This window comes from Hyphomonas beringensis, from assembly GCF_000682755.1.
GTDB lineage: Bacteria > Pseudomonadota > Alphaproteobacteria > Caulobacterales > Hyphomonadaceae > Hyphomonas > Hyphomonas beringensis.
In genome coordinates, this window is the sequence record NZ_AWFF01000036.1 from 20,271 (window position 1) to 40,225 (window position 19,955).

At 58.4% G+C, this 19,955-nt stretch carries 21 protein-coding genes; 5 read left to right on the forward strand and 16 right to left on the reverse strand.

Going from position 1 to position 19,955, the window contains the following annotated elements; genetic code table 11:
• Positions 1-17 precede the first annotated feature (17 nt).
• Positions 18-1,853 carry a PHA/PHB synthase family protein gene (locus HY29_RS08880; protein WP_034795859.1) on the forward strand — a complete coding sequence of 612 codons (1,836 nt, stop codon included), beginning with the start codon at positions 18-20 and terminating at the stop codon, positions 1,851-1,853.
• 4 nt (positions 1,854-1,857) lie between these two features.
• On the opposite strand, the gene argC is transcribed toward HY29_RS08880, so the two are convergent.
• The 3 genes from argC to rplM all read right to left on the reverse strand — a co-directional run bounded on the left by argC (position 1,858) and on the right by rplM (position 3,845).
• Positions 1,858-2,805, reverse strand: coding sequence for an N-acetyl-gamma-glutamyl-phosphate reductase (argC, locus tag HY29_RS08885; protein WP_034795862.1), 948 nt, complete (start codon positions 2,803-2,805; stop codon positions 1,858-1,860).
• Positions 2,806-2,889: 84 nt separating this feature from the next.
• On the reverse strand, positions 2,890-3,375 hold the full coding sequence (gene rpsI / locus HY29_RS08890; protein ID WP_034795865.1) for a 30S ribosomal protein S9: 486 nt from the start codon (positions 3,373-3,375) through the stop codon (positions 2,890-2,892).
• Positions 3,376-3,380: 5 nt separating this feature from the next.
• Positions 3,381-3,845: a 50S ribosomal protein L13 gene (gene rplM / locus HY29_RS08895; RefSeq protein ID WP_034795868.1), complete on the reverse strand. Its 465-nt coding sequence runs from the start codon at positions 3,843-3,845 to the stop codon at positions 3,381-3,383.
• Positions 3,846-3,883: 38 nt separating this feature from the next.
• Here rplM and HY29_RS08900 point away from each other — a divergent pair, with 38 nt between their 5' ends.
• The gene (locus HY29_RS08900) at positions 3,884-4,855 is read left to right on the forward strand and encodes a hypothetical protein (RefSeq protein WP_034795870.1); all 972 of its coding nucleotides are present in this window, start codon (positions 3,884-3,886) and stop codon (positions 4,853-4,855) included.
• Here the strand turns inward: HY29_RS08900 and HY29_RS08905 are convergent.
• A complete protein-coding gene (locus HY29_RS08905) occupies positions 4,828-5,883 on the reverse strand; it encodes a COX15/CtaA family protein (RefSeq protein WP_034795873.1) in 1,056 nt (351 codons plus the stop codon). The genes HY29_RS08900 and HY29_RS08905 overlap by 28 nt on opposite strands.
• A 74-nt stretch (positions 5,884-5,957) precedes the next feature.
• Here HY29_RS08905 and HY29_RS08910 point away from each other — a divergent pair, with 74 nt between their 5' ends.
• Positions 5,958-6,173: a DUF2842 domain-containing protein gene (locus HY29_RS08910; protein WP_034795876.1), complete on the forward strand. Its 216-nt coding sequence runs from the start codon at positions 5,958-5,960 to the stop codon at positions 6,171-6,173.
• Here HY29_RS08910 and HY29_RS08915 read toward each other — a convergent pair.
• Together HY29_RS08915 and HY29_RS08920 are read right to left on the reverse strand one after the other, a co-directional pair.
• Entirely contained in the window at positions 6,170-7,042 is an 873-nt protein-coding gene (locus HY29_RS08915; RefSeq protein ID WP_034795879.1) for a phosphatidylserine decarboxylase, read from the reverse strand. The genes HY29_RS08910 and HY29_RS08915 overlap by 4 nt on opposite strands.
• 18 nt (positions 7,043-7,060) lie before the next feature.
• A complete protein-coding gene (locus HY29_RS08920) occupies positions 7,061-8,899 on the reverse strand; it encodes an ABCB family ABC transporter ATP-binding protein/permease (protein WP_241765174.1) in 1,839 nt (612 codons plus the stop codon).
• 142 nt (positions 8,900-9,041) lie between these two features.
• Here HY29_RS08920 and HY29_RS08925 point away from each other — a divergent pair, with 142 nt between their 5' ends.
• Positions 9,042-9,605, forward strand: coding sequence for an LOG family protein (locus HY29_RS08925; protein ID WP_034795884.1), 564 nt, complete (start codon positions 9,042-9,044; stop codon positions 9,603-9,605).
• Between the two features lie 18 nt (positions 9,606-9,623).
• Here the strand turns inward: HY29_RS08925 and secF are convergent, their stop codons facing one another.
• From secF to tatA, 9 genes are all read right to left on the reverse strand, one after another.
• Positions 9,624-10,613, reverse strand: coding sequence for a protein translocase subunit SecF (gene secF, locus HY29_RS08930; protein ID WP_034795886.1), 990 nt, complete (start codon positions 10,611-10,613; stop codon positions 9,624-9,626).
• An 18-nt stretch (positions 10,614-10,631) separates the two neighbouring features.
• Complete coding sequence (gene secD, locus HY29_RS08935; RefSeq protein WP_034795888.1) at positions 10,632-12,239, reverse strand: protein translocase subunit SecD; 1,608 nt, start codon at positions 12,237-12,239, stop codon at positions 10,632-10,634.
• Positions 12,240-12,287: 48 nt separating this feature from the next.
• Positions 12,288-12,659, reverse strand: a complete 372-nt coding sequence (yajC, locus tag HY29_RS08940; RefSeq protein WP_051601350.1) for a preprotein translocase subunit YajC — start codon at positions 12,657-12,659, stop codon at positions 12,288-12,290.
• Between the two features lie 92 nt (positions 12,660-12,751).
• Complete coding sequence (locus HY29_RS08945; protein WP_034795890.1) at positions 12,752-13,405, reverse strand: class I SAM-dependent methyltransferase; 654 nt, start codon at positions 13,403-13,405, stop codon at positions 12,752-12,754.
• Positions 13,393-14,154 carry a 5'/3'-nucleotidase SurE gene (surE, locus tag HY29_RS08950; RefSeq protein ID WP_034795894.1) on the reverse strand — a complete coding sequence of 254 codons (762 nt, stop codon included), beginning with the start codon at positions 14,152-14,154 and terminating at the stop codon, positions 13,393-13,395. The genes HY29_RS08945 and surE overlap by 13 nt, the downstream gene beginning before the upstream one ends.
• A gap of 114 nt (positions 14,155-14,268) precedes the next feature.
• Positions 14,269-15,555: a serine--tRNA ligase gene (gene serS, locus HY29_RS08955; protein WP_034795897.1), complete on the reverse strand. Its 1,287-nt coding sequence runs from the start codon at positions 15,553-15,555 to the stop codon at positions 14,269-14,271.
• Between the two features lie 87 nt (positions 15,556-15,642).
• A complete protein-coding gene (tatC, locus tag HY29_RS08960) occupies positions 15,643-16,473 on the reverse strand; it encodes a twin-arginine translocase subunit TatC (RefSeq protein WP_081811315.1) in 831 nt (276 codons plus the stop codon).
• Positions 16,470-16,895, reverse strand: coding sequence for a Sec-independent protein translocase protein TatB (gene tatB, locus HY29_RS18430; RefSeq protein WP_051601351.1), 426 nt, complete (start codon positions 16,893-16,895; stop codon positions 16,470-16,472). Before tatB ends, tatC begins: the two co-directional genes overlap by 4 nt.
• A 24-nt stretch (positions 16,896-16,919) precedes the next feature.
• Complete coding sequence (gene tatA / locus HY29_RS08970; protein WP_034795900.1) at positions 16,920-17,138, reverse strand: twin-arginine translocase TatA/TatE family subunit; 219 nt, start codon at positions 17,136-17,138, stop codon at positions 16,920-16,922.
• 81 nt (positions 17,139-17,219) lie between these two features.
• Here tatA and xth point away from each other — a divergent pair, with 81 nt between their 5' ends.
• Positions 17,220-17,996, forward strand: a complete 777-nt coding sequence (xth, locus tag HY29_RS08975) for an exodeoxyribonuclease III (RefSeq protein WP_034795904.1) — start codon at positions 17,220-17,222, stop codon at positions 17,994-17,996.
• Positions 17,997-18,010: 14 nt separating this feature from the next.
• Here the strand turns inward: xth and HY29_RS08980 are convergent, their stop codons facing one another.
• Positions 18,011-19,945: a glycoside hydrolase family 9 protein gene (locus HY29_RS08980; protein WP_051601352.1), complete on the reverse strand. Its 1,935-nt coding sequence runs from the start codon at positions 19,943-19,945 to the stop codon at positions 18,011-18,013.
• Between the last annotated feature and the right edge of the window lie 10 nt (positions 19,946-19,955).

Genomic DNA, 19,955 nt, shown 5'->3' on the forward strand with positions numbered 1-19,955 from the left:
AGGCGACATTGGGACGAATGGCGGACCGCAAGGACAACAAAGGTACTCAACCATCACTGGCTGAGCTTCTTTCACACCAGAATCCACTGGAGATGCAGTCCCTGCTGACCACACTGGCTCTGGCCAATACAGAGTCCCAGGCACTTTTTCTAGATGTCCTGACAGGAAATGGTCCATTGGGCACCGTCACCAGTGGTGACCCGATGGGGGTCGGTGAGGCTTTCAGGGCCCTTGGCCTGGCTTTCAGCCAGAAGCCAAGCGCCATCATGAATGCCAATATGGAGCTTATGCAGGGCTGGATGCAGCTTTGGCAGGAGATGGCCGTCGAGGGCATCTCTGGCGAACATGCCAAGAATCGCGACCGTCGCTTCTCTGATCCGGAATGGCAGAACAATCTTGGCTTCCGCTTCATGCGCAAGGCCTATGAAGTGAATGCCAAATGGCTGATGGGCCTGGCAGATCATGTTCAGGACGAAATGCCAGACAATCTGCATTTCCGCACCAAATTCTTCAGCCAGCAGATCGCCGACAGCCTGTCCCCTACGAATTTCCTGGGCAGCAACCCCCAGGCCATGCGCGAGTTCATTCAGAGTGGCGGAGCCAGCGTGCTGGAGGGCATTCGCCTTGCACGCGCAGACGTGAAAAAAGGCGGCGGCAAACTCTACATTACCCAGACCGATGAGAGCCAGTTCCAACTGGGCGAGAACGTCGCGACCGCGCCGGGCCAAGTCGTCTTCCGCAATGACCTGATCGAGCTGATCCACTACACCCCGCCCGGCGAGCAGACCTATGCCCGCCCATTGCTGATCTTCCCGCCCTGGATCAACAAATTCTACATCCTCGACCTTCGCGAGGAGAACTCCATGATCCGCTGGCTGCTGGATCGCGGGCTTTCCGTGTTTGTCGTCTCCTGGCGCTCAGCCGACAAGGTGACGAAGGATTACAGCTGGGACGATTACATCAAGAACGGCATCTATGCTGCCGTTGAAGCAACGCTTCAGGCAACCGGTCAGAAGTCTCTCAACACTGTCGGCTATTGTATCGGCGGCACCCTGCTCTCTTCCGCGCTCGGCCATATGGCGGCGAACGGCGATGACCGCATCAAGTCGACCACCTTCTTCGCCTCACAGTCAGACTTTGCGCTGGCGGGTGATCTGAAAGTCTTCACCGACGAGAGTGGACGCGCCTATCTTGGCTCCATCATCGATGAACATGGCGGCGTGATGCCTGGTACGATGATGTATGAGACCTTCAACTGGCTGCGCCCAAATGATCTGGTCTGGCGCTATGTCATTGACCAGTACATGCTGGGCAAGGAGCCCCGCCCGTTTGATCTGCTCTACTGGAACTCTGACCAGACCAACATTCCCGGTAAGGTGCACAAGAAATACCTGAAAGACTGCTATGCCAAGAACAAGCTGGCCCGCGGCAAGTTCAAGGTGCTGGGCGAGAAGGTCAACCTCAAGAATGTGAAAATACCGGTCATGGTGCAGGCCAGCCGCGATGATCACATCTGCCCGATGGAGAGCGTCTATCGCACGGCAAAGGTATTTGGCGGCAAGACCAATTTCATCCTGGCGGCATCCGGCCATATTGCCGGCGTGGTGAACCATCCCGACGCGCAGAAATACTGCCACTGGACCAATGATGGCGAGTTACCGGAAACCGGCGGAGAATGGATGGAAGGCGCTGAGGAGCACAAAGGCTCCTGGTGGCCAACATGGTGGGAATGGCTGCGGCCGAAATCTGGCCGGAAGGTCAATGCGAAACAGCCCAAGGATATGGGCCTCGGCGCAGCGCCAGGCACTTATGTGAAGGTACGCCTGGAAAACATCAAGCTGCCGCTGGACTAAGCTTCTAGGCGATAAGGCCTGCATCCTCGTCAAAGCCGAGCGAGATGTTGAGATTCTGAACGGCGGCGCCCGATGCGCCCTTGCCCAGATTGTCGAGCCGCGCCACGAGACGCACTTCCTCATCCGATCCGAACACGAACAGCTCCAGCCGGTTTGTGCCATTACAGGCTTCCGGCTCAAGCCCCGTCATCGCATCACACTCTGCCAGCGTCGCGACCTTCACGAAACGCTCGCCCTCATAGGCTGCCGCCAGCGCAGCCTGTAGCTGTGCGCGCTTTGGTTTGCCTGGAATAGCCCACAGCGGAAGACCAATCTCGATAATCATACCCTGCGCAAAGCGGCCGACGGACGGCATGAATACAGGCAGGTGTTCAAGCCGGGAATATTTGCGCATTTCCGGCGGGTGCTTGTGCTTCTGTGTCAGACCGTAAATGCGGAAATTTTCATCCGTGGATGTTTCGGATTCGGTATCCTCGAACTCTGCGATCATGGCTTTGCCGCCACCGGAATAACCGGACACGGCGGACACCACGATCGGCCAGGAAGTTGGCAGCAGCCATTTTGAAATCAGCGGACGCAACAGCGCGATCACACCCGTGGGATAACAACCGGGATTGGAGATGCGACGCGAGGCCCGAATGGCTGCGCGTTGATTCTTGTCCATCTCGGGGAAGCCGTAGGTCCAGCTATTGTTCACCCGGTGGGCCGTTGACGCATCGATGATGACGGTATTCGGACTGGTCACCAGTGACACGCCCAAACGCGCAGCCTCATCCGGCAAGCACAGAATCACGGCGTCTGACATGTTCATCAGCCGTGCACGCTCGTCATTGTCCTTGCGCTTGGCCGGATCAATAGAGATCAGCTCAAGATCGTTGCGGGCCCGCAGACGCTCTGCAATTTGAAGTCCGGTCGTGCCGGCTTCGCCATCAATGAATACTTTGGGGAGCATGCGCGTATTCCCACTGCTGCGCAAAACAAAACGGGCGCCTCGTCACCGAAGCGCCCGCCAGAAAAATCGTAATCTGTTTGCGGCCTAGCGCTTCGAGAACTGGAAGCTACGGCGGGCTTTGGCCTTACCGTATTTCTTACGTTCAACGACACGCGGGTCGCGGGTCATGAAGCCGAACGGCTTGAGAACAGCACGCAGGCCCGGCTCGTAGTTGACGAGCGCGCGGGACAGGCCGTGACGCACAGCGCCTGCCTGACCAGACAGGCCAGAGCCTTTCACGGTTGCGACAATATCAAACTCGCCTTCACGGCCTGCTTCGACCAGCGGCTGGGCGATCACCATGCGCAGCACGGGGCGCGCAAAGTATTGTTCCTGATCGCGGCCATTGATCGTGACCTTGCCGGAGCCCGGCTTGATCCAGACGCGGGCAACAGCTTCCTTACGGCGTCCAGTGCCGTAAGCGCGGCCTTGCGCGTCGATTTTCGGCTCAACCGGTGCAGCCGGAGCTTCAGCTTCCGGTGTGCCAGACATGGCGCCGAGGTCCTGGAGGGAGTTTGCTGTGTCAGTCATGATAATCAGGCGACCTTAACGTTCTTGCGGTTCATGGCCTTGAAGTCGACTGTGTCGGGCTTCTGGGCCTCATGTGGGTGCTCAGCGCCGCCATAGACATGCAGTTTACCAAACTGCTTGCGGGCAAGCGGGCTTTCTTTCGGCATCATGCGCTTCACGGCGAGTTCAATCGCACGCTCAGGGAAACGGCCGTTCAGGATTTTTTCTGGTGTCGTGGACTTGATGCCGCCCGGATACCCGGTGTGGCGGTAGTACACTTTGTCGGTCATCTTGCGACCGCTGAACTTCACCTTGTCAGCATTGATAATGACGACGTGATCGCCCGTATCGATGTGTGGGGTAAAGTCAGCGCGGTGCTTGCCGCGCAGGCGCTTGGCAACATATGAAGCAAGGCGTCCGACGACAACATCGGTTGCGTCGATCACGACCCAGTTATGCTCTACGTCGGCTGGTGCGTTATAGGTTTTCATCGCTCTACTTAGAGCCTCTCGCTTTCGGAGTTCATGGAATGCAATTCAAGCGCTGGCGTTTAGTCGCCACTTCCCCGGTTGTCAACGCAGGGCTTGGCCTTGCCCTGCTTTTTACCGCAGTTGGCTGCTCGAAGAAAGCCGATACCCCGGAGGAAGCGCCAAAAACCCCTGAAATCGCTACAGGCGTGGAATTGCCTGCAGTTTGGGCCACACGCCCCTTGGAGGGCAAAGTCGCCTCCATCGCGCTATCTGGCGGCATGGGCGGCCTTCTGGCCGTCGCTTATGAGCGCGGCGGCCTGCAATTGATCAACATGCAGGGCGAAATCGTTGGCGAACCAGCGAATTTCCGCCTGACATCCCTCGGCGGAGGACACAATGTCACGATCAATGGCAGCAGCGTCACGATTTTCCCGGGAATCACCCGCGAAGGGGAGTTGAAGGCCTATATCTATGGGGATGGCCTGCTTGCCCCGGCCCAGGTCGACATGCCCATACCGGATAACCACTCCATCGCCGGTGTCTGTACCGGAGAGATGAGAACCGGCGGTCTGATGCGCCTCGCCTACTGGACCTCAACGAATGATCGCGTCCTGCAGACGGGAATCATCAAAGAGGAAAATGGCGAGTTCACATGGGATAGCGGCGAATCAACTTTCACCGACTTCCCCATCAAATCCTGCGTCTATACCAGCGACACGCTGGTCGCCTCCCCCCGCGCTATAAGCGCGGCGTCGCTGAACCGGGGTGACTTGGATGCCCTACTCTCCATCGAGGAAGGGAGCGGCCTGCGCGTATCCACGGATTTGGGGATGACGAACACAGATGTAGATATCCGTGACGGCATCACCGTCGTGGCCCCGGACAAGCCAGACGCCCTGGCGGCCAAAGGAGTCATGATGGCAGGCGGCTATCCCGGCGGAGTCATTGTTCTGGCAGGCGAAACCGAGCCCGGTGAATACCAGGCCGTGTTCATTGACCCGAGTCAGCTGACCCTGGCGGGCTCGCGATAATCTGACGGCCCTCGCGACAGCCAGACAAGGCGTACAGCCGCGAGGGTCACAATCACGCCAATGCCCTGATGGATCAGTGCCAGATTCATCGGGGCGGCATGTACAAGCGTCATGATCCCCCAGAGAGCCTGAAGGCTGACCAGCCCCGCCAGAATGAAGAAGGCGTTCTTCAGCGCGGACTTCCGGTACACCCATGCCGCTGTCAGGCTTCCCGCCCAGATCAGATAGGCAAGGATACGGTGATTGAACTGGGTCGCCGCACGCCCTTCAAAAAGACTGCGGATACCGAGGCCCTGCTCAATATAATGAGACGGCACAAATTCTCCCGCCATCAACGGCCAGTCATTATAGGATCGGCCAGCATCCAGACCCGCGACAAGCGCGCCTGCTGCCATCTGGAGAAAGATCGCGACCAGCAGAATCACCGCCACAGCCTTTGTTTGCGATGATACGCGGGGGCGCAGCTTATCCCCCAGGCTCAGCCAGAGCCACGCGATATAGGCTATGATCAACAATGCCAGCATGAAGTGCGTCATGAGGCGGTATGGCGCCACATCCACGCGTGTTGTCTCACCAATGCCGCTGGCGACCATCCACCAGCCAATCGCCCCCTGCAGGCCGCCGAGCGCAATCAGAACGACAATCTGCCCTGTCAGCCGGGGCGTCAGCCATTTGCGAACTGCAAACACGACCAGTCCCAGAACGGCCACCAGACCAATCATCCGCCCGAAGAAACGGTGCCCCCATTCCCACCAGAAGATCTGCTGGAACTCGGCCAGGGACATGCCCTTGTTGACCAATTGGTATTCAGAGGTCTCCCGATACTTCGCAAACTCAACCTGCCAAGCATGCTCTGACAGAGGCGGCAAAGCGCCGCTGACCGGGTTCCATTCTGTAATGGAGAGCCCGGAATCGGTCAGGCGCGTGGCGCCGCCGATCAGAATCATGGCGTAGACCATCAGGCCCATCAGGACGAGCCAGCGGCGGATCCAGACGGCGGATGGGCTGATCTTTGATGTTTCACTCATGCGCGATACATGATCCAAGCTGTTGCGGGCGCAAGAGGCGGAGACGTCGCATGTGCAGCTGAAAGGCAGTTGGAATGAGCTATGAAAACCGGAAAATTGTCGCGACTCTGATCCTGCTGGCCTTCATGATGTGCTGGATCATCATGATCGGCACCGTCGGCCCAATGGTCTCCGGATGGCCCAAATGGGCGATTGTGATGTTCTATGTCGTGGGCGGAATCGGCTGGATCATCCCCTTCAAGCCGATCTTTGCCTGGATGAACCGCAATGCCCCAAAAGACGAAGACTAGTCTCCTGCGGGCTTGTTCTTTGCTGCTTCCCTCAACCGCGCAAACATGACGGCCGGGTCTTCCGGCGTGTCTGCCTCATCCGGCTCAGGATAGTCATCATCCTCGTCTTCCACCTCGTCGACGATCTCTTCCTCGATTTCGTCAGGCTCTTGCACGCCGAGCACATCTTCAAAGAGATCGGGATCACTGGAGGATTTGAGGCGCCCGAGAACGGTTTCGCCGCCGACGAGGGTCTGCCCTGGCCAGATCAGCTGGCCTGTATTTGCCGGAACATAGATATCGCACCAGCCGCCAAGGCGGCGTTTGCCGAACACTCGACCCAGGCGAAGAATGTCTCCCGACTCCACTTCGATTTCCTGGCGCGGTCCCAGCCCACCAGACGCCAGGCGCACACCCACCTGATGGTCCTGGCTTTCAAAAGTCAGATAGGAAACCGTGAGACCATCATCTTCAGGCCGCATGGCAAGCGGCACAGAACGATCCCCCGGCTCAACAATCAAACTCTCCACGCTGCCGGCAATCGGCGCATAGAGGCGATTCGTTGCGGCTGGGGATGAAGAGATTCGGATGCGCATGGTCGGCTTTTCTGTCATGCGCAGCTCGCTCGGCGGATCTTCACGCGAAACCGATACGACAAGACCGTCACATGGTGCGATGATGCCATTGGCGAGATCCGGGGCCGCCCGTTTGGACCAACGCCCGGAGAGAAGCGCGGCGACCATGACCGCGAAGCCAATCCAGAACAGAACCGACCATAACGCGCCGAGCAGCATGCCAATCAACAAGGCTGCCAAAGCCGCTGCCACCCCCTCCCAATCGAAGCCAGCTGTCAGCCAGGGAGTAGATTTGCGTTCAAGGTCTTCGCTCATGCCGGGCGGGCCTTCCTGTTAAACTTCATCGAGTGCAATTTCGGCGCTCTTTGCCTGTCTTTCCCACATATCAGCATATTTGCCGCCTTTTGACAGCAGCTCGGCATGTGTACCGCGCTCAATCACGCGGCCTGCCTCAAGAACAATGATTTCGTCGGCCGATTTCACGGTCGACAGGCGGTGGGCCACCATCAGCGTGGTGCGGCCTTCTGCAGCCTCGTCGAGTGCATCCTGTACCGCCGCCTCTGTCGCACTGTCGAGCGCAGACGTCGCCTCATCCAGGACCAGAATCGCAGGGTCGGCCAGAATGACACGGGCAATGCCAACCCGCTGCTTCTCGCCGCCTGACAGCTTCAGTCCGCGTTCGCCGACACGCGTGTCCCAAGCTTCTGGCAGCGATTCGATGAAATCCAGCAATTGGGCCCGGCGGGCCGCGTCCCGGATTTCCTCATGCGTTGCGTCAGGACGCGCATAGGCAATGTTGGAGCGAATCGTATCGTTGAACAGCACCACGTCCTGAGGCACGAGCCCCAATGCCTTGCGCAGGGATTCCTGCGTCAGCGTACGCACATCCTGATTATCCACCAGAACACGCCCACTATCGACGTCATAGAACCGGAACAACAGTTTCAGCAGCGTGGATTTGCCCGCCCCAGATGTGCCGACAAAAGCGATCTTGCGGCCAGGCGGCAGGTCAAAACTGATGTCGCGAACACCAACCGCGCGGCCTTCATGATTGAAGCCGACATTCTGAAACTCGACATGGCCTGACGGCTTATTCAGTGCATGCGCATCCGGAGCGTCTGCCACTTCAGTCTTCATGGAAAGCAGGCCATAGAGCTTTTCCAGATCCACGGCGCCTTGCTTGATCTCCCGCCAGGCCCAGCCGAGAATGTTCAAAGGGGCGTAGAGCGACAGCAGCATCAGCATGACGGCGGTCAGGTCGCCCACCTTCATCGTGCCCTGAATGACGTTGAACGCAGACAGCACCAGAACGGCCAGCAAGCCGCCATTCATGATGAGCGCCTGCGTCGCGTTCAGGATGTACATGGAGCGCACAGCTTCGACATAGCGATGATTGTACGTGCGCATCGCATCATTGAAGCGTCCTGTCTCGCGGCGCTCTGCTGCGAAGGCCTTCACGGTTTCGAAATTGGTCAGGATGTCGACAGATGTCGCGCGGAAGTGCGTGTCCGCCTCATTCATTCTGCGGCGCTGGCGCACGCGCCACTCTGTGATCACGACGGTCGCAATAACGTAGATGATGATCGTGACGATGGCGATCAGGGAAAGCCTGTAGTCATAGGCCACACCTAACGCGATTGAGGCGAGGATCAGCCGAATGAAGGTCGGACCGATATTGAACGCCAGGAATCGGATCAGATAGTCGATGGCATTGGCGCCGCGCTCGATAATCCGGTTGAGCGCTCCTGTCCGGCGGGTCTGGTGGAAATTCAGGGACAGCGACTGCGCGTGGCCAAAGGCATCCACGCTGGCGATACGTTGGGCATCCTGGCTGACAGGTGAAAATAGCCAGTCCCGCATTTGCGGCATGGCCGCAGCCAGGAAGCGGATGCCGATGCCCAAAGTCAGCCACAGGGCGGCCGCGCCAAAGGCCGCCGCCTCACCGCCCTCAGGGACCGCGCGGTTGATCGCATGGCCCAGCAGCAAGGGAGACACAACTTCCAGAACCGAGGCGGCAAGCGTCAGCAGGATGGCCAGCACCATCACGACGCGCCATTTCGACAATTCCGGCCGACTAAGCAGTTTCAGAATTCGAAGGATTGACCCGCCAAGCCCGCCATCGGCGCTCTCGATCTTGTCATGGTTCGCCGGGGCTTGATGTGGATTCGTCATCGCCCGCATATGGTGGCAAAACATCCAGACAGCAAACCCTGGATGTTGCCAGAGACGGCAAAGCACCGTGAAAATGTCACTGGCGGTTGCGTCGCAGGCCCCATATACGGGCTAGCCCACCCAGTAGAAAGGCGTGTTTCGAATGAGCAAAATCAAGTCGGTCTGCGTGTATTGCGGTGCCTCCGATGCGGTTCAGCCAGGCTATCTCAGACTGGCCGAGGAATTGGGCCGCGAACTCGCCAAGCATGATTTACGCCTGGTCTATGGCGGTGGCGGCGTTGGCCTGATGGGCGCCTGCGCGCGCGCAGCCCATGAGTCTGCCGGCGATGTGCTGGGCATCATGCCCCGCTTCCTGCTGAACAAGGAAATGATCTATGATGAGGTGGAGCACCGCATCGTCGAAAACATGCACATCCGGAAACAGATGATGTTCGATGAATCGGACGCCTTCATCGTGCTCCCGGGCGGCATCGGCACGCTGGAAGAAGCGGTTGAAATCCTGTCATGGGCTCGTCTCGGCCTGCATGCCAAGCCTATGGCCTTCCTGGACGAAGACGGCTTCTGGTCACCCTTCTTCGAACTTATGGATCATATCATCGACGGAAAATTCACGCCGGAAACCTTCCGCGCATCGCTCGTACATTGCGATACGCCGAAGGACGCCATCGACGCCCTGCTGCAGCGTCATATCGTATTGGGGGAATGAGGGAACGCGCCGTTAAAGCTACGGCGCGCCCTGGAAGCCTTGCACGTCTTCGACCGGTTTCTTGTTCAGATCCATGCCCAGCGCCAGCACAATGCTGGAGGCGATGAAGATGGATGAGTACGTCCCGATCAGAATGCCCCAGATCAACGCGAAGCTCATGCCGCGCAGAACCGGACCGCCCAGGAAGAAGATTGCCAACAGCGCCAGAAGGGTCGTGCCGGAGGTCAGCAAGGTACGAGACAGCGTGCTGTTCAGGGCCAGGTCAATCACCTGACGATCCGGCATCTTCTTGTATTTGCGCTTTTCTTCCCGCACCCGGTCAAACACAACAACCGTATCGTTCATGGAATAACCAATGATCGTCAGCAGGGCTGCGATGGTTGTCAGGTTGAATTCCATCTGCAGCAGCGAGAACACGCCAAGTGTGATGATCACATCGTGCGCCAAGGCCGCAACAGCGCCGACGGAAAACTGCCACTCAAAGCGGAACCAGATATAAGCCAGCATCAGCACAAGCGCGACAACGAGCGCGGTAATACCATCCCGGAACAGCTCACTGGACACTTTCGGACCCACGGAATCATTGCGGAGGAACTGATCGTCTGAGATGCCTAGCGCCTCTTTCAGCACACGGACCACGAGCTCATTGGTTGCGCCGGTTGCGCGTTCAGCCTGTTCAGCGGGCGGCAGCGCCTGAAACGCCTCACCCAGTGCTGCAGGATCAGCTTCACCGAACTTTACGACAACGATACTGCGCGCATCGGTGCCGACCGCGCTGTTCACTTCAGCGCTGAGCGGCATGGCTGCGCGCACAGCCTCAACCGTGATCGTATCCGTCTGTTCCAGCTCCATCACCGTACCACCGGCAAAGTCGACCCCGAAATTGAGGCCACGCGTGCCGAGGAAGAAAACGGATGCCGCAATCATCAAAGCTGAAACCATGGCGCCGATCAGGCGCAAATTCATGAACTTCAGATTTGTTTGTTCAGGCCAGTATTTGAGTAGCATGATGTATCTCCTGCAGGCCTAGACTGCGAGCTTCTTGGGACGGAAGGCTTTCAGCCACATGACGGTGAACCAGCGCGTGACGACAAAAGCCGTAAACACGGAGGTCACAATACCGATCGCCAAGGTGACGGCGAAACCTTTCACCGGACCAGACCCAAGCAGATAGAGGATCACAGCCGCAATCAGCGTGGTGATGTTGGCATCCAGAATGGTTGAGAGCGCACGCTCATAGCCCGCCTGCACGGCGGTCATAGGCGACCGTCCGGCCCGCTGTTCTTCGCGAATACGTTCAAACACAAGCACGTTGGCGTCCACGGCCATACCGATGGTCAGGATGATTCCGGCAATACCTGGCAGGGTCAGCGTCGCGCCAAGCCCTGAAAGCGCCCCCAGGATCAAAATGATGTTCGCGGCCAGTGAGGCCACGGCCAGACCGCCCATCAGGCCATAGGCCACAATCATGAAGATCGCGACCAGCACGAGTCCGATGATAGACGCGCGCGTCCCCGCACGGATGGAGTCATGTCCAAGTGTGGGGCTGACAGTACGCTGATCCAGGAACTGAACCTTCGCAGGCATCTCACCGGCTTCGATGATCGCGGCCAGATCCTGGGCCTCTTCCTGAGTGAAGTCGCCCGTGATGCGAACATTGCCGCCAGCGATCGGTTCATTGATCCGAGGCGCGGACATGATCACGTCATCCAGAACGATGCCAAACAGCTTGCCTGAATTGCTACGGGTTGTGTTGTAGAATTTACGCGCGCCATTGCTGTTGAGGCGGAAGTTGATCTGCGGGCGGTTTGCCTCGTCAAATCCTTGCGCCGCATTGGCAATGTCAGAGCCGACGACTTCCGGAATGGTGCGAACCAGAAGCGGACCTGTGGTCGAGCCCTCCAGCAGACGATAGCCAGGCTTCACCACCCCCCTCTGTGCCGCCGCGATGGCGGATGGGCTATTGTCGACCAGATTGAAAGTCATCTTGCCGTCGCGGCTGAGGAGGTCCTTCAGACGCTGCGGATCGGGCTCGCCCGGCGCTTCAAGAATGATGCGGCTATTGCCCTGAGGCGTGATGGAAATCTCCGAAACCCCATCCGGGTCCACCCGGCGGCGGACGATGGTCATCGTCTTGCCGAGGGCGTCTTTCATGAGGGCTTCCTCAGACGCCTGCGGCACGGTCACGATAATCGTGTCGTTCCCACGCGGTTCGATCTCGTAAGTCTTGGCGCCGCCAATGGCGCCTTCCACAGGGCCATTCAGCTTGCGGATACGGCGCAGGGCCTCATCAAGCGGAAAATTGCCATCTGCATCCGGGCGGGTCAGCTTGATCTCAAGCTCACGGCCTTTCACTTCCGGAATGTGGCCAATGCGTTCGGACGGGGCAACATTGCTGAGCGCACCGCGCACATCGCCTGCAAACACTTCCAGACGGTTCGCAATCACCTCATTGGGATTGATCTCCATCATCAGATAGACACCGCCCTGAAGGTCCAGGCCAAGGTTCACGCCCTTCTTTGGCATGAAACCAGGCGCATTCTGCATGTTCACGACGTTGGGCAGCGCCATGACGACGCCCCACGCCAGAGCCAACAGGATGAGCGCAACCTTCCAGGGTGGAAACTGAAGCATTGGGTATTCCTTATCGTGGGGCGGGCCGGCAGCCGGCCCTAAAGGCCCTTAGTCGTTGGCTGGAACGGGATCATTCTTGCCGCGCACTTCGATGACCATCGCCTTGATCATCTGGACGCGCATATTGTCACCCAGTTCAACGGTGATCTCTGTGTCACCTGCCTTGGTAACTTTGCCGACCAGGCCACCGGATGTGACGACCGTATCGCCGCGCTTCAGGCCCTCGACCATGGCTTTGTGCTTTTTGGCACGCTGCTGCTGCGGACGCATCAGCAGGAAGTAGAAGATCAGGATCAGCGGCAGAAACAGCAGAATCTGGCTGATAATGCTTGGACCGGATTGGGATGGAGCAGCTTGCGCCAGTGCGGGCAGGCCAAGGGCAGTCGCCCCGATCGTCAGTGCGGCAAGTCTGTTCAGCATGATATGTCTCCCGTGAACCCCTGAGAATTTCCTGCCCCTATAGCTGTGGCCGCATGTATTGGCAAACAAGGCCTGCACATGCGCAAATCCATCTAGAGAACGCGGGATTTTCCCTCGGCCAGAGGTGGAAGCGGGAAAGACAGGCCAATCCACTCTGTCTTGCGATCCGCATTCATGCGCGCAATCTGTTGTCTGCCCTCGTGCAACATGGGCGCCAGCAGCAGCCCGTCCTTGCCGAGTTGCGAAAGAAGGGTGTCGGACACCTCATCCACCTGTCCTGTCAGAACGATGCGGTCATAAGGTCCACGCTCTGCCCAGCCGAGCATGCCGTCCCCATGACGTACAGCGACATTGCCAAGGCCCAGCCGCACAATGCGCTGGCGCGCGGCTTCGGTCAGGCGGTCATAGCGCTCAACCGCGAAGACATCCGAGCCGAGTTGTCCGGCGAGCGCCGCCGTATAGCCAGACCCCATGCCAACGAGCAGGATACGCGCCAGCCGCGACGGGCCGAGCCCCATGGCCTGCAACAGCTGCCCGGTCACGGCAGGGCGCGGGATGGTCTGGCCACAGGGGATTGGCAGCACGCAATCATCAAAGGCGAGCTTCTTCAGCTCCTCTCCCTCAACAAAGGCGCCTCGGTCGATGGTTTCCATAGCCTTCAGCACCGCATCATCGGTTACGCCCTCCTGACGCAGGCGCAGGACGAGGCGGGCAGCACGGAACGGGTCGGCGATCAGCTCTTCCATATCTCGCGCAGCGTCCTGAGGAACACTTCATGCGTCAAGTCCACATGAAGCGGAGAGATGGAGACATAGCCATCATAGATGGCGCGGAGATCGGTTCCCTCGGCAGGTTTGGAGCGCTTACCGCGATAGCCGATCCAGTAATAATCATTGCCACGCAGGTCTTCGCGCCGGTCGGTATGGATGATGGATTCATCCCGGAATCCCTGACGCGTCACCTTGATGCCTTTAACATCATCAGGGTCCACATCCGGGAAGTTCACATTCATCACGACATCGCCCGGCCAGCCCGTTTCGATCAGCGGCTTCAGCGCCTTGCTGCCCCATTTGCGGGCTGTGTCCCAAGGCAGAGACCCACGCTCACGAAAGCTTTGCGCCTGGCTGAGGGCGACGGAAGGAATGCCCATCTGCATGCCGAACATGGCGCCGGCAATCGTTCCGGAGAAGCTCGTATCCTCGGCAATATTCTGGCCGCGATTGACGCCTGAGAGCACAAGGTCAGGCTTTTCCGGCATCAGATTATGGGTCGCCAGCAACACGCAGTCAGACGGCGTACCCGCCACGGCCCAGGCCTTGTCACCTACTTTGCGGGTGCGCACCGGGTGCGTCAGAGAGATGGCGCGGCCCTTGCCGGACTGCTCCTCTTCCGGCGCGGCGATCCAGATATCATCGGAAATCTCCCGCGCGATCTCTTCCAGCACGGCCAGGCCCGGCGCGTTGATTCCATCATCATTGGTCAGAAGAATTTTCATCGTAGCATTCCCTCACCTCCCATCGCTGACGTGATGGGGCCCTCCTGTCCCGCGACCGGGATAGAGATGAATCCATGTCTCACAGCTAGCCCCCTCCACTTGAGAGGTGAGCGCTCATGCCGAAATCACCTCTAGGCCGTTCATGTAGCCGCGCAGGGCTTCCGGCACGGTGATCGAGCCGTCGGCGTTCTGGTAGTTCTCAAGGATCGCTACCAAGGTGCGGCCGACAGCGAGGCCGGACCCGTTCAGTGTGTGGACGAATTCAGGTTTCGCACCAGCTTCGGGGCGGTAGCGCGCATTCATGCGGCGGGCCTGATAGTCTCCGCAGTAGGAGCAAGAGCTGATTTCGCGATAGGTATCCTGGCTCGGCAACCAGACTTCGAGGTCATAGGTCTTGCGCGCGCCTGCCCCCATGTCACCGGCACACAGCAGCATACGGCGGAATGGCAGATCCAGACGCTTCAGGATTTCCTCAGCGCATCCGGTCATGCGCTCCAGCTCCTGCAGCCCCTCTTCTTGGTTCGCGACGACAGAAACGAGCTCCACCTTGTTGAACTGGTGCAGGCGGATCATGCCCTTCGTGTCACGCCCTGCGCTGCCCGCTTCCGACCGGAAGCATGGCGTGTGCGCGGTAAATCGGCGCGGCAAGTAGCCCGGCTCAATGATCGTCTCACGGACGATGTTCGTGAGAGGGACTTCTGCTGTGGGAATGAGGTAATGATCAGCTGTTGTCTTGAACAAATCTTCCGCAAATTTAGGCAGCTGGCCAGTCCCTACAAGTGCTTGGTCCTTGACCAAAACAGGCGGAGAGCATTCCGTGTACCCATGCTCTTCCGTCTGCACGTCCAGCATAAAGGCGGCGAGCGCACGTTCCAGACGGGCGAGCTTTCCGGAGAGTAGCACAAAGCGCGCGCCGCTCATCTTGGCGGCGGTTTCGAAATCCATCATGCCGAGCGCCTCACCGAGGTCGGCATGGTCTTTCACCTCGAAATCATAGGTTTTCGGCTCGCCCCAGCGGCTCTGCTCGATATTGCCGTCTTCGTCCTGACCTTCCGGCACTTCGTCCAGCGGAATGTTTGGCAGACCATAGAGCAGATCGTCCAGCAGCTTGCGGGCCGCCTCTTCCTGCTCCCCAGCCGCTTCGATCGTTTCCTTGGCATCGGCGACGACTTTGCGCAGGCGCTCAAACTCCGCCTCATCGCCAGAGGCTTTCGCCTTGCCGATCAGTTTGGAGGTTTCATTGCGGGCCTTCTCGGCCTCCTGCTTGTCGGTCACCGCTGTGCGGACGGCGGTGTCATGCGCCAGGATTTCATCCACGGAGTCGCCCAGGCCCGGCTTCTTCCGGTTCCAGGCGGCGCGGAATGCGTCGGGATTTTCACGGATGGCACGGATATCGAACATGGGGTGTTTCCTGTCTGATCAGTCGGTCACTGCTGTAATCCGCAGCGGGCAAAGCTGCAACCGGGGGAAGTGCTTACGAGGCCTGGATCAGGACTCTGCCTCAGCTTCAGCATCCTGCTCGGCCTTTTTCTTCTCGATCAGCTTCACGCACCAGATCGAGATTTCATACAGGCAAAGCACCGGCACGGTCAGCAAAACCTGTGAGATCACATCCGGAGGGGTGAAGAAGGCAGCAAACGCCAGGATGCCAACGATGGCATATTTCCGGCCCTTGGCCAGCGCATCCGATGAGACAATCCCGATGCGGCCCAGAAGGCTGAGAATCACCGGCAGCTGGAAAGACAGGCCAAAGGCCAGCATCAGCGCCATCACCAAAGAGAGATATTCCGAGACACGCGGCAACAGCTTGATCGTCGCGACACTGCTCTCGATCTGCTCCTGAGACACAGCAAAGCGCGCCAGCATGGGCAGCATCAGGAAGTAAACAAAGGTCGCGCCCAGCACGAACAGAAGCGGCGCGAAGACAAGATACGGCCAGAACGCGCCCCGTTCTTCCTTGTAGAGCCCCGGTGCCACAAAGCGATAGACCTGCCAGGCCATGACCGGGAAGGAAATGAAGATACCCGCAAACACGGCCAGCTTCAGCTTTGCAAAGAAGAACTCCATCGGGCCGGTGAAGATCAGTTCCAGCGGCGCACCGCGTACGCCCTCTGCCATGCGCGCAAAGGGCGCCAGCAGGAAGTCGTAAATGTGCTCGGCAAAGAAGAAACAGACAATGGACGCAACGCTAAGCGCGATGAGCGACTTGATCAGGCGGCTACGCAACTCTGTCAGGTGCTCAAGCAGCGGCGCGCGGCTCGCCTCAACTTCATCATCCGTGAAATCGGGCTGTTCGTCTTTGGGGGGCACTTTATTCACGCAGCGTCATCCCCGGGTTTCTTGGTCTCGACGCTTTCCGGCGTGTCCGGCTGGTTGGTCAATTTGGAGTCATCCGGCACCTCAACAGGCTCTGTCGGTTGCGGCCTGGACGGCGCTTCGGCCTGCGGATGCTGCGCCATAACCGCAGAATTGATATCGGCCTCCACTGCGGCGAGATCAGCGGCCGCATCCTGCATGGAATTGTCGCGCTTCAGGCTCTCGATTTCCTTGCGCAATTCATCCAGTTCGCTCTGACGAGCGATATCTTCGAAGGCAGCCTGAAACTCACGTGCCATGGCGCGGCCCTTGCCGACAAACTGTCCGACACGGCGCATCATCAATGGCAGGTCTTTCGGGCCAACAATAATCAGCGCCGCAAGCCCCAGCAAAAGGAGTTCGGAAAACCCGATTCCGGGCAGCATTCTATGCGCCCTCCACTCGGCGAATTATGACGAGGCCTTCGTCTCGTCTTTTTGAGGGGTGACGTTGACCATGGATTCGTCTTTCTCGACGGATTTGGTCTCTTCCTCATCCTTCAGGCCCTTGCGGAAAGCACCAATGCCTTTCGCCATGTCGCCCATGATCGAGGAAATGCGGCCACGGCCTCCAAACAGGAGCAGCGCAACGACCACGACGATCAGCAATTGAATCCAACTCGGCGACATGCGGTTCTCCTTGAGGAATTACCCAATTATAGACAGCACTGCCCGCTGGAACAATGGGGCGAAGCTGCTAATAGAGACCTCATGCGTATCGCCACCTGGAATGTCAACTCGATCAAGGCCCGCCTCCCCACAGTGTTGGAGGTATTACAGGATATAAACTGTGATGTGATCTGCCTGCAGGAAATCAAATGCGAGACGGACGCCTTTCCTTATCTGGAGATAGAAGAACAGGGCTGGAATTGTGCCGTTTTGGGACAAAAGAGCTATAATGGCGTCGCCCTGCTCTCCCGGCATGAGATAGAGGATGTGACGAAAGGCCTTCCGACTCTGGAAGATGATCAGGCGCGCTATATCGAAGCGCTGGTCCTGGCAGACTCCCCGATTCGCGTGGGTGGGCTCTATCTACCGAATGGCAATCCGGCCCCCGGCGTGAAATATGACTACAAGATGGAATGGATGGACGCGCTGGAGCGTCATGCCCGCAACCTGCTGAAGCAGGATGAGGCGTTTGTGCTGTGCGGCGACTATAACTGCATTCCAACGCCGGTTGATTGCTGGGACGAGACGGTCTGGCAGGATGACGCCCTGGCCCTACCCTCAACACGTGCCGAATTCCGCAAGCTCAAATATCTCGGCCTTGCCGACGCTTTCGAACTGACCGACGGGCGCGCCCATCAATACACATTCTGGGACTATCAGGGCGGCGCCTTCAAGAAAGATCACGGCATCCGCATCGACCACCTGCTCTGTTCGCCACAGGCATCAGATCGTCTCCAGTCTGTCGAGATCTACCGCAAGGCCCGCGAGATGGAAAAGCCCTCAGACCATGTGCCGATCATCGGCACGTTTGAGGACTAGTTCCACCTTCAGATTTAGTTGGCGCGGTCGATATCGTCAGCCCAGGCTGCCAGCCAGAAGGTTGCCGCCTGGATGTTGATGCCAACGCCGTTCAGCTCATACGCATCATTGTGATCCACAAAGCAGGTCTGGGCATGGCACTGCTCAATAATTGTGCGCGAAACAGGGCCTGAAGGATTGGTATTGTTGGGCCCACCGGAGACAACGCCTGCCGGGGGCAACGGGTAGCCCGGATAATAAGCGCCCGCCCAGAAGCGATGGTGCAGCGCCTTCACGGCATTCTCGCCATGACCGGAGACATAGGAAATGTCGCGCGGGTTGCGGCCGAGAATATAGTCCAACAGGTCCAGCGCTGCATTGCGGTAGCGCGTATCACCTGTCAGATCATATGCCGTGCCCAGCAGAAGGCCTCGATTGGCCAGCGTGCCAATGGACCCCCACGGCCAGACACCGCGATTGATCGGGATCTGATAACCCTCATGAATGATCTGGCTGGTATAGCCATCTGCCGTAGACTTCAGGCCTTCGATCGCCTGAGCCTTCATCTCTGCATCAGGTGAGAACCGGGCCAGCGTGATAATGCCAAGGCCCTCGGTTTCATGCCAGTTGATCTCTTCCCGGCTGCTCAGCGGCCAGTGATCCAGCTTAGCTTGAGACGCTTTCACATCTGCCTGATATCCCGCCTCTCCTGTCGTGACGTAGAGTTCGGCAGCAGCCCAGTAAAACTCGCTACGCAGATCGTTCGAGGAGTACGGGCCCGTCCCTTGGAAATTGTCATGCGCATAGGCATCCGGCACACGCTTGGCCGCCGCATAGGCACGTTCTGATGCTTTCAGACATTTGTCAGCATAGGCATCGTCAATTCCGCGGAATACGCGGGCGCACTGGGCACCAACGGCCGCAAGGTGCAGGGTCGCCGCCGTGGAAGGCGGGAACAGAGCACGGGATTTTGTGTTCATGTGCGGCATCAAAGGGAAAGACGCCCAGGATGTGTCGCCTGCTTTGTGATGCACCATGCCTGACACGTCGATCACTTCCGGCTTGGCATTGGCCAGGTCGCCGCCTACATCGCCCAGCAGGACAGCTGCGTGAGCATTATCAGGCGCCTGCATGCTCATCATGAAATCAATATTGTAGCGGGCTTCATCCAGCAGATCGTTCTCACCGTTACCGGCTTCCGGGATGTTCACCTCACCATCAGCAAAGCCTTTGGCTCCGCGCTCATACGCATCGAGCAGGGTCCAGACACTGATGCCGCTATCGACAACATATTTGCCGTGGTCGCCCGCATCATACCAGCCACCGGTGACGTCCAGCCGGTAATGGCATCCGGGCCATTTGATGCCGGCCTTGTCGATACCGTTGAAACAGGTCAGCACTTCGTTTTCATGGCCGGCAGGTCGGCTCCATTGCTCGCCGCCAGCATATTTCGCTTCGATCGGCATGCCAGCCCGATTGTGATAGAAATAGCTCAGCATATCGTATTTGAGATCGCGAAAGACATCTTCGGATACGTCAAACGGATGGCTTTCCCCGACATTTTTGACTTGCAGGACAAGCCCCTTGCCTCGCGTGGTCAGGTCGTTCGCAATGATCAGGTGAATAGGCTCGCCAGAACCTTCATGAAGACCGTAAGGCACAGTCATGCCACTGGCGACGATTGTGCCATCCTTGGTCATGATTTCCCAAGGAAGAGGATATGTGATGTCCGTTTCGGCAATGCCGACAAAATTGTAGCCTGGGCGAATGCCGGTCTGCGTCGCACGAACCTTGCCGCGCGGTGCGTTGAAGGCTTCGAGATATTCTTGCTGGCGCGTCTTCCCAATTGGGGTCGCAGTCCTGCCGGATGCGCCTGACGCCTCTGAACTGCCTGTATCTGTTGTCGAACAAGCGGCAAGCAAAACCACTGAAGCGAGGGCCGTCAGGCCGGTTCTGCAAAAAGTAAACATGATGTCCGTC

Excerpts from the sequence above, each read along its gene's own strand:
- HY29_RS08880 (WP_034795859.1), top strand. The coding sequence starts at position 18 with ATGGCGGACCGCAAGGACAACAAAGGTACTCAACCATCACTGGCTGAG.
- argC (WP_034795862.1), bottom strand. The coding sequence starts at position 2,805 with ATGCTCCCCAAAGTATTCATTGATGGCGAAGCCGGCACGACCGGACTT.
- rpsI (WP_034795865.1), bottom strand. The coding sequence starts at position 3,375 with ATGACTGACACAGCAAACTCCCTCCAGGACCTCGGCGCCATGTCTGGC.
- rplM (WP_034795868.1), bottom strand. The coding sequence starts at position 3,845 with ATGAAAACCTATAACGCACCAGCCGACGTAGAGCATAACTGGGTCGTG.
- HY29_RS08900 (WP_034795870.1), top strand. The coding sequence starts at position 3,884 with ATGCAATTCAAGCGCTGGCGTTTAGTCGCCACTTCCCCGGTTGTCAAC.
- HY29_RS08905 (WP_034795873.1), bottom strand. The coding sequence starts at position 5,883 with ATGAGTGAAACATCAAAGATCAGCCCATCCGCCGTCTGGATCCGCCGC.
- HY29_RS08910 (WP_034795876.1), top strand. The coding sequence starts at position 5,958 with ATGAGCTATGAAAACCGGAAAATTGTCGCGACTCTGATCCTGCTGGCC.
- HY29_RS08915 (WP_034795879.1), bottom strand. The coding sequence starts at position 7,042 with ATGAGCGAAGACCTTGAACGCAAATCTACTCCCTGGCTGACAGCTGGC.
- HY29_RS08920 (WP_241765174.1), bottom strand. The coding sequence starts at position 8,899 with ATGACGAATCCACATCAAGCCCCGGCGAACCATGACAAGATCGAGAGC.
- HY29_RS08925 (WP_034795884.1), top strand. The coding sequence starts at position 9,042 with ATGAGCAAAATCAAGTCGGTCTGCGTGTATTGCGGTGCCTCCGATGCG.
- secF (WP_034795886.1), bottom strand. The coding sequence starts at position 10,613 with ATGCTACTCAAATACTGGCCTGAACAAACAAATCTGAAGTTCATGAAT.
- secD (WP_034795888.1), bottom strand. The coding sequence starts at position 12,239 with ATGCTTCAGTTTCCACCCTGGAAGGTTGCGCTCATCCTGTTGGCTCTG.
- yajC (WP_051601350.1), bottom strand. The coding sequence starts at position 12,659 with ATGCTGAACAGACTTGCCGCACTGACGATCGGGGCGACTGCCCTTGGC.
- HY29_RS08945 (WP_034795890.1), bottom strand. The coding sequence starts at position 13,405 with ATGGAAGAGCTGATCGCCGACCCGTTCCGTGCTGCCCGCCTCGTCCTG.
- surE (WP_034795894.1), bottom strand. The coding sequence starts at position 14,154 with ATGAAAATTCTTCTGACCAATGATGATGGAATCAACGCGCCGGGCCTG.
- serS (WP_034795897.1), bottom strand. The coding sequence starts at position 15,555 with ATGTTCGATATCCGTGCCATCCGTGAAAATCCCGACGCATTCCGCGCC.
- tatB (WP_051601351.1), bottom strand. The coding sequence starts at position 16,895 with ATGCTGCCCGGAATCGGGTTTTCCGAACTCCTTTTGCTGGGGCTTGCG.
- tatA (WP_034795900.1), bottom strand. The coding sequence starts at position 17,138 with ATGTCGCCGAGTTGGATTCAATTGCTGATCGTCGTGGTCGTTGCGCTG.
- xth (WP_034795904.1), top strand. The coding sequence starts at position 17,220 with ATGCGTATCGCCACCTGGAATGTCAACTCGATCAAGGCCCGCCTCCCC.
- HY29_RS08980 (WP_051601352.1), bottom strand. The coding sequence starts at position 19,945 with ATGTTTACTTTTTGCAGAACCGGCCTGACGGCCCTCGCTTCAGTGGTT.